The following is a 6,975-nucleotide window of genomic DNA, read 5'->3' on the forward strand; positions in this document are numbered from 1 at the left end:
CGGTGCCCACACAGTGCCGGGCACCGCCCCGACCGGTCACAGTGCGATGTTGACCGACTTGGTCTGGGTGTACTCCGCCAGGGCCCCCTCACCGAGTTCCCGCCCCCAGCCCGACTGCTTGTATCCCCCGAAGGGCAGTGCGGTGTCGAACGCGTTGTGGCAGTTGATCCAGACCGTGCCCGCCTTGATCTCGGCGGCGACCTCGTGGGCCCGGGAGACGTCCCGCGTCCAGACGCTCGCCGCGAGCCCGTAGGGGGTGTCGTTGGCGGCGGCACGAACTCCCTCCTCCCGGTTGAAGGGCACCGCGACGGCGACCGGGCCGAAGATCTCCTCCCGGTACACACCGAAGTCGCTGCGCACGTCGACGAGGAGCGTCGGCTCGACGTAGAAGCCACTGTCGCCGTGGCGCTTTCCTCCGGTCAGGGCACGAGCCCCGTCCTCGAGGCCGGCGCGGAGGTAACCGGTCACCTTGCCGAGTTGCTCCTCGGAGATCAGCGGGCCGATATCGCTGGCGGGATCGAGTCCTGGACCGATCTTCTGCGACCGGGCGAATTCCGCTACGCCCTGGGTGAATTCGTCGAAGATGCGATCCTCCACCAGCAACCGCGTCCCGGCGGTGCACGCCTGACCGTGGTTGAACAGGAATCCGCCGGCGACACCGGGGATCGCGGCCTCGAGGTCGGCGTCCGCGAAGACGACCTGGGGGCTCTTGCCGCCGAGTTCGAGCGAGACCTTCTTCAGGTTCCCGGCGGCGGCGCCCACGATCTTCTTGCCGACCTCGGTCGAGCCGGTGAAGGCGACCTTGTCGACGTCGTGATGGGCCGACAGGGCCGCACCCGCGTCCCCGAAGCCCGTGACCACGTTGACGACGCCGTCGGGCACCCCGGCCTCGGCGGCGACCTCGGCGAGCAGCAGGGCGGTGAGCGGGGTCTGCTCCGCAGGCTTGAGCACCAGCGTGTTCGCGCACGCCAGCGCAGGGGCGAGCTTGAAGGCGGCCATCACCAGCGGAAAGTTCCACGGCACGATCTGGGCGCACACCCCCACCGGCTCGCGGCTGGTGAACGCGTGGAAACGTGCGCCCGGAGCCCACGGAACCGACACCGGGACGGTGCGGCCCTCGATCTTGGTCGCCCAACCGGCGTAGTAGAAGAAGATCTCGGCCGCCCAGGTGACGTCGACCGCCTTCGCGACGACCACCGACTTGCCGTTGTCCAGGGACTCGAGCTGGGCGAACTGGTCCGCCCGGGCCAGGATGCCCTCGCCGATCCGCCACAGGATGCGCTGGCGCTCGGCCGGGGTCAGGCGCCGCCACGGTCCCTCCTCGAACGCCCGGCGGGCAGCGGCGACGGCCCGGTCGACGTCCTCGGCGCCGCCGTGCGGCACCGTGGTCAGCACCTGCCCGGTGGCGGGGTCGACCGTGTCGAACCGCCGGCCCGAGGCCGACTCGACCCACCGGCCACCGATCAGCATCTGCTTCGGCGACGAGAGGAAGTCGACCACCTCCGGAAGCAGGCCGGTGGCGGATTGCGCAACTGCAGTCATGATGTCTCCGACTCGTGAGAGATAGCGAAAAAGACTCGGGTACAGTCGTTTCGACGCAGAACCGCCGGTTTCCGTCGCTGTGACCCGAACCCACGATAACCACACGATGTGGCGGGAGTCACCCCCGATTCCGGATGGAAATTACGCGGTGTCCGATTCTCATTCGACTGCGGCCCAGACCGTTTCCCGATTCTCGTTCGACTTCTCGACCGCAGCCCAGGTGACGGCCGCACGAGCACCGCCGGCCCCGCCCGATCGGGCGCCGGACGGCCCGTCGTTCTCATTCGAGTGACCGAAAATTGATGTGCGATCGGTGCAGCGCACTGCGTGCCTGCGCTACCGTGCACCCCACGGGATCGTCCGGCGGCAGACGCTCGACGTCCCCTGGCGAGTGTGGAAGCAGGTGCAAGGTGTCCGGTACACCACAGATCCGAAGTAGTTCGCCGGTGGCCGGCCTCGAGCGCGGACGCCTCACGTTCTTCGAGGTGCTCGCACAGTCCGTCTCGGCCGTCGCCCCGTCCGCGGTGATGGTCACCCTGCCGGCTCTCGTCATCCCCGAAGCCGGGCGGGCGGCGATCCCGGTGTTCGTCGCGGCGGCCGTCCTGATGGCTGCCGTCGGATACTGCATCGGGCAGTTCGCCACCCGCATGGTCGCGGTCAGCGGCTTGTACAGCTACACGGTGAAGGGTCTCGGCCCCCGCCTCGGCTTCGCCGGGGGATGGTCGCTGCTGATCGGCTACGCGGCCGCCGCCATGGCCAGCACGGTGGGGGCAGCGAGCTATCTGGCGTCGCTGCTCGAACGGATCGGGTTGCCGGCCGGAGCGGCGACGAGTGCAGTGCTCGTCGGCGTCGTCGGCGCCGTCGCGCTGCTGCTGATGGTCCGCGGCGTCCAGCTCTCCGCCCGCATCATGCTGGGCGTCGAGGCGTTCGCCATCGTCGCCGCATCGGTCGTCCTGGTGATCGCGTTCGCCGTGTCCGTCCGGGACGGCGACCCGCCCTCGGCGCCGACCGGAACCGGTTCGGAATCCGCGATCGGCTTCGCGCTCCTGCTGGCGATCACCTCGTTCGTCGGCTTCGAGAGCGCCGGAACGGTGGCACGTGAAGCCCACAGCCCGCTGATCAGCGTGCCCCGCGCGATCAGGTGGACGCCGGTCGTGCTCGCGGCGCTCTACGTGTTCGCCGCGACGATGCAGCTGCCGGAGTCCGCAAGGGAAGGAGTCGGTTCGCTCCGGATCGTGCTCACCCTCCCGGACACCGCCGGGAGCGGCTCGGCGGTGCTGTCGGTCCTGATGGAACTCGGAATCACCGCGTCGTGGTTCGCGTGCGTCATGGGCTCCACCACCGCGCTGTCGCGCACCCTGTTCGCGATGGGCCGCGAGGGCGTCGCCCCGGCGGTCGTCGGCCGTGCCCACGCCCGGTTCCACACGCCGCACGTCGCCCTGGCCGTCGCGATGCCTGTCGTCGTTGTCGTGCCCGTCGTCTTTCTGGCGGCGACCGGCTCGAACCGCGACGTCCTGATCGGGCTGCTGGCCCTCTCGGCGCACGGGTACGTCCTCGCCTACATCCTCCTCTGCGTCGCTACGCCCGCGTTCCTGCGCCGGATCGGTGAGCTGACCCGTCTGCCGCTGGTCATCGGCGCGCTCACCGCCACGTGCCTGGTGGCGCTGATCGTGTGGGCGGCTGCGTCGGGGATCTACGTGGCGGGCGCAATGACCGCCGTGTACGCGGTCCTGATGCTCCTCGGAGGCGCGCTGCTCGCGGTCCGGGTGCGGCGCGCCCCGGACGTCGCGGACCGGATAGGCGTCTACGACGAGACCGTCGCCGCCGATCTGCTCGGCCGGCACCGCCCCTGGCAGGTGCGGCGGTGAGCCCCGTGGACGGAACCCTGTCGGGGCGGCAGCCGAAAGCGGTGATCAGCGCCCTGCGTGTCCTCGAGGAAGTCGCCCGGGCCGGGGCCGGGGTCACCGCCAAGGACATCGCCGCACACCTCTCCCTGCCGCCGGCGACCACCTATCGGCTCCTGAACCTGCTCGCCGGAGAAGGCTACGTCGTCCGGCTACCCGATCTGTCCGGCTTCGCACTCGGGCGCAAGATCGGCATACTGGTCGACGCGGCCGTCGTCCCCACCGTCTGCACAGCCGCACGTAACCTTCTCACCGAACTTCGGCTGACCGTCCGCTTCGGCGTCCACCTGTTCTACTACACCGACACGGCGCTCCGCCTTGCCGACGCCGACCCCGAATATCCACCCCGCGCCGACGAGGCCCTCCTCAATCGGCACCTCCAGGCGAGCGCCGTCGGCAAGCTGCTGCTCGCCGAGAAGATCGACCTCGACACCGTCCTCCCCCGGTGGGAACCCCATGCCCTCACCGGCCGCACGATCGTCGTGCGCAGCGACCTGCTCCGTCACCTCGGGGAGATCCGCGACCGGGGCTTCGCCACCCAGTTCGGCGAACTGCGCGACGACTCCGCGTGCCTCGCCGTTCCCGTCCGCTCCGCCACCGGCACCCTCGTCGCGGGCCTGGTCCTGTCCGGCAGCATCGACCACCAGCACCTGCTGCTGCGCCACCTCGACTCACTCCGAGAGCACGCGCAGCAACTCGTGCCCCTGCTGACCTGAACGGGACGTCCATATCGGGATCCCGCCGCCGGCCCGGAGCGGGCTGCTACGTGGGCTGCGCCCACGGATCCCGATTCGACACCAGACCGAGCCGGACCGCGCGCACCACCGCACCGACCCGGTTGGGGGCCTTCAATTTGCGCAGCAGATGCTCCACATGAGTGTTGACCGTGCTGCGCGACAGCTGCATTCGCTGCGCGATCTCGCGGTTGGACAGGCCGGCGATCACCAGTTCGAGAACTTCGTGTTCTCGTGGGGTGAGGGCCACCTCTTCCTGCTGCGTGAGCGTGTCCACCGACCAGGCGGCGTACTCCCGGGCATCGCTCAGCGTCGTCTTGACCCCGTGGGGAACCGAATCGCGCGCCACACTGACGTGCAGAGCCCCCACCGCCACGCCGGTGGGGGACGTCAGAACGACGGAGGTGCCTTCGGAGAATCCGGCAGGGACGAACACTTCGCGCACCGAGTAGGTCTGACGATACGACGGGATGTCCCGCCAGGTCAGTATCGCGGAGGGCTCGGCCCGAACCGCCTGCATGCCCGGATCCTTGTCGACGAAATCGGTGACGAGGTAGTCCAGGGTCCGGTCGTCGTAGCCACGGCTGGCCACCACCGCGTGCCGACCGCCCGCCACGCGTGTCACGGCAGCCGCCGCGCAGTCGAGCTGATCGGTCATGTACCGGGTAAGTCCGGCCATGCGGTCGACGGCGTTCTCTCCCAGCAACACCGAGACCAGTCCACTGAACACGGGTACGACCATTGCTCGACGATAGTCGAACCCCGTGTCCAGCGGAGCCGAATCCTGTTACCGGGCAGATATTTTCCCTCTCGTGTGCCCGTTTCCCCGCCCGGTCACAGTTCCGGGATGCGGTCCGCCCAGGGGCGAGCGCGTTCGAAGTTCGCCGCTGCGCGCAGTACCGCAGCGTCGGCGTGGAGCCGTCCCGCGATCTGCAGTCCGACCGGACGTCCGTCCGACGTGAATCCGGCAGGGACGGTGACGGCCGGGGTCGTCAGCATGTTGTACGGATAGGTCATCAGCCAGCCGAGCAGCTGGGTGCGCAGAGCCGCGCCCGCCAGCCGGCCGGGAGCGAACTGTCCCAGCGGATGGGCCGCTTCACACAGCGTGGGCGAGACCAGCAGGTCGTAGTCCTGCATGAACGACGAGAACGTATCCCACATCCGGCCACGGAACAGGTCCGCCCGCCCGACATCGACACCTGTGAGACGCTCTCCTTCACGCATCAATTCGACGAGATTGTCGTCGACCTGGCCCTGCCACTCGTCCCAGTCGATCATGTCGTGTTCGGCCGCGAAACCGGGAACCCAGATGCCGTGCCACATCGCTTCTTCCGGGTCTCCCCAGCCGGGCGCCGCCTCCTCGACCCGGGCACCGAGGTCCTCGAACGCCCGAACGGCCTGCGCGCAGATCGCCGCCACCTCCGGATCGACCTCTGCGAAGCCGAGATCCGGTGACCAGGCGATACGCCACCCGGCGATGTCCTTCTTCGTCTCGGCGACGTAGTCGGTGTCCGAGGCCGGCAGACTGAGCGGATCGGATTCGTCGGGTCCGGCGACGACACCGAGCATGAGGGCATTGTCTTCGACCGTGCGGGTGATCGGACCGTGGTAGGCCCAATGGTAGAAGCGACCACCCAGAATGGTCTGCGGCACCCGCCCGGTCGAGGGCTTGAGCCCGACCACGCCACAGAGCGACGCAGGAATGCGCACCGACCCCGCCCCGTCGCTGCCTTCGGCCAGCGGGCCGAGACCGGCCGCGACGGCGGCGGCGGCTCCGCCGCTGGAACCTCCCGCGCTGTATCCGCGCTTCCACGGATTGTGGGTGGGACCGAACAGGTGGTTGTCCGTGCCGCCGTAGTACCCGCTCTCCGGTGTGTTGGTCTTGCCCAGGTAGAGACCGCCTGCGGCCTTCAGCCGCCGAACGATTACCGCGTCGTGCTCGGCGATGTTGTCCTTCATCGGCACCATGCCGAACGTCAGGGGCCGGCCCGCCACGGCCGTCAGATCCTTGATCGTGAACGGCACTCCGTGCAGAGGTCCGACGGACTCGCCGCCGACCAGTTTCGCATCCAGTGCGCGCGCGTCCGCCAGGACCTGTTCGCGATCGAAGTCGACGATCGCGTTGATCGCCGGGTTGACATTGTCCACGCGCCGCACGAAGTGCGCCGCGACTTCGCTCGCGCTGATCTGTCCTCGGCGAACGTCGGTCGCGAGTTCGGCTGCACTGAGCCAGGAAAGGGTATCGGTCATGGTTGTCTCCGTGAATCGCGGGGTTCCGGTTGAGGTGGCTCGACCATAGGAACCCGGCGATCACGCCGACAATCGGTCAACTTACCGATCTTTCGTGCTCACTCGCTGATCTTCTTCGCGCCCAGGATGTCCTGCAGCAACTCGATCGCCACGTCCTCCGGTTCGCGCCGCGTCGACGGGTCGCCCGGGGTGGCGGCCTCGGCGAACATCTCTTCCTCGTCCTCGGGGGTGACGTCGGCGGGGCTGATCCGCGGCGGCTCGTAGTCCGGCTCGGGACCGGGGTCGTCCGGGTAGTCCGGCGCCTCGGGCGGCGGGATGTCGTCGACCTCGGGACGCGACGGAACCGGGGGCGCGCCGGGGGACGTCACGCGCGTTTGCGGGGCGGGCTGGGCCTGCCGGGCCTGGCTGGGCCGGGAGAACCGAGGCTGACCGGAAGGGCGCGACCCCGCCTGCGCCGGGGCCGGTTTCGCGGCGGTGGGGGGTGTCGCAGCGCCCTGCACGCAGGTCACCTCGAAGTCCACCCCGAACACCGCCCGCAGGGCGTC

The 6,975-nt window shown here is 69.3% G+C and carries 5 protein-coding genes and 1 pseudogene; 2 read left to right on the forward strand and 4 right to left on the reverse strand.

Translation table 11 applies throughout. The features are described 5' to 3' along the window. Positions 1-36: 36 nt before the first annotated feature. The gene (locus CQZ88_RS07160; protein ID WP_006943134.1) at positions 37-1,542 is read right to left on the reverse strand and encodes an aldehyde dehydrogenase family protein; all 1,506 of its coding nucleotides are present in this window, start codon (positions 1,540-1,542) and stop codon (positions 37-39) included. A 410-nt stretch (positions 1,543-1,952) separates the two neighbouring features. Here CQZ88_RS07160 and CQZ88_RS07165 point away from each other — a divergent pair, with 410 nt between their 5' ends. Both CQZ88_RS07165 and CQZ88_RS07170 read left to right on the forward strand, forming a co-directional pair. After that, positions 1,953-3,410, forward strand: coding sequence for an APC family permease (locus tag CQZ88_RS07165; RefSeq protein WP_006943132.1), 1,458 nt, complete (start codon positions 1,953-1,955; stop codon positions 3,408-3,410). Continuing rightward, positions 3,407-4,162, forward strand: a complete 756-nt coding sequence (locus CQZ88_RS07170) for an IclR family transcriptional regulator (RefSeq protein WP_050034460.1) — start codon at positions 3,407-3,409, stop codon at positions 4,160-4,162. Before CQZ88_RS07165 ends, CQZ88_RS07170 begins: the two co-directional genes overlap by 4 nt. Before the next feature lie 46 nt (positions 4,163-4,208). On the opposite strand, the gene CQZ88_RS07175 is transcribed toward CQZ88_RS07170, so the two are convergent. From CQZ88_RS07175 to CQZ88_RS07185, 3 genes and pseudogenes are all read right to left on the reverse strand, one after another. Beyond that, entirely contained in the window at positions 4,209-4,922 is a 714-nt protein-coding gene (locus CQZ88_RS07175; RefSeq protein ID WP_029547118.1) for a response regulator transcription factor, read from the reverse strand. 92 nt (positions 4,923-5,014) lie between these two features. Continuing rightward, positions 5,015-6,430, reverse strand: coding sequence for an amidase (locus CQZ88_RS07180; protein WP_102799486.1), 1,416 nt, complete (start codon positions 6,428-6,430; stop codon positions 5,015-5,017). 98 nt (positions 6,431-6,528) lie between these two features. Beyond that, positions 6,529-6,975: pseudogene (locus CQZ88_RS07185) on the reverse strand (DNA polymerase III subunit gamma/tau); the annotation flags it as partial.

It is taken from the genome of Rhodococcus sp. ENV425 (assembly GCF_002887785.1).
Taxonomy (GTDB): Bacteria; Actinomycetota; Actinomycetes; order Mycobacteriales; family Mycobacteriaceae; genus Rhodococcus; species Rhodococcus aetherivorans.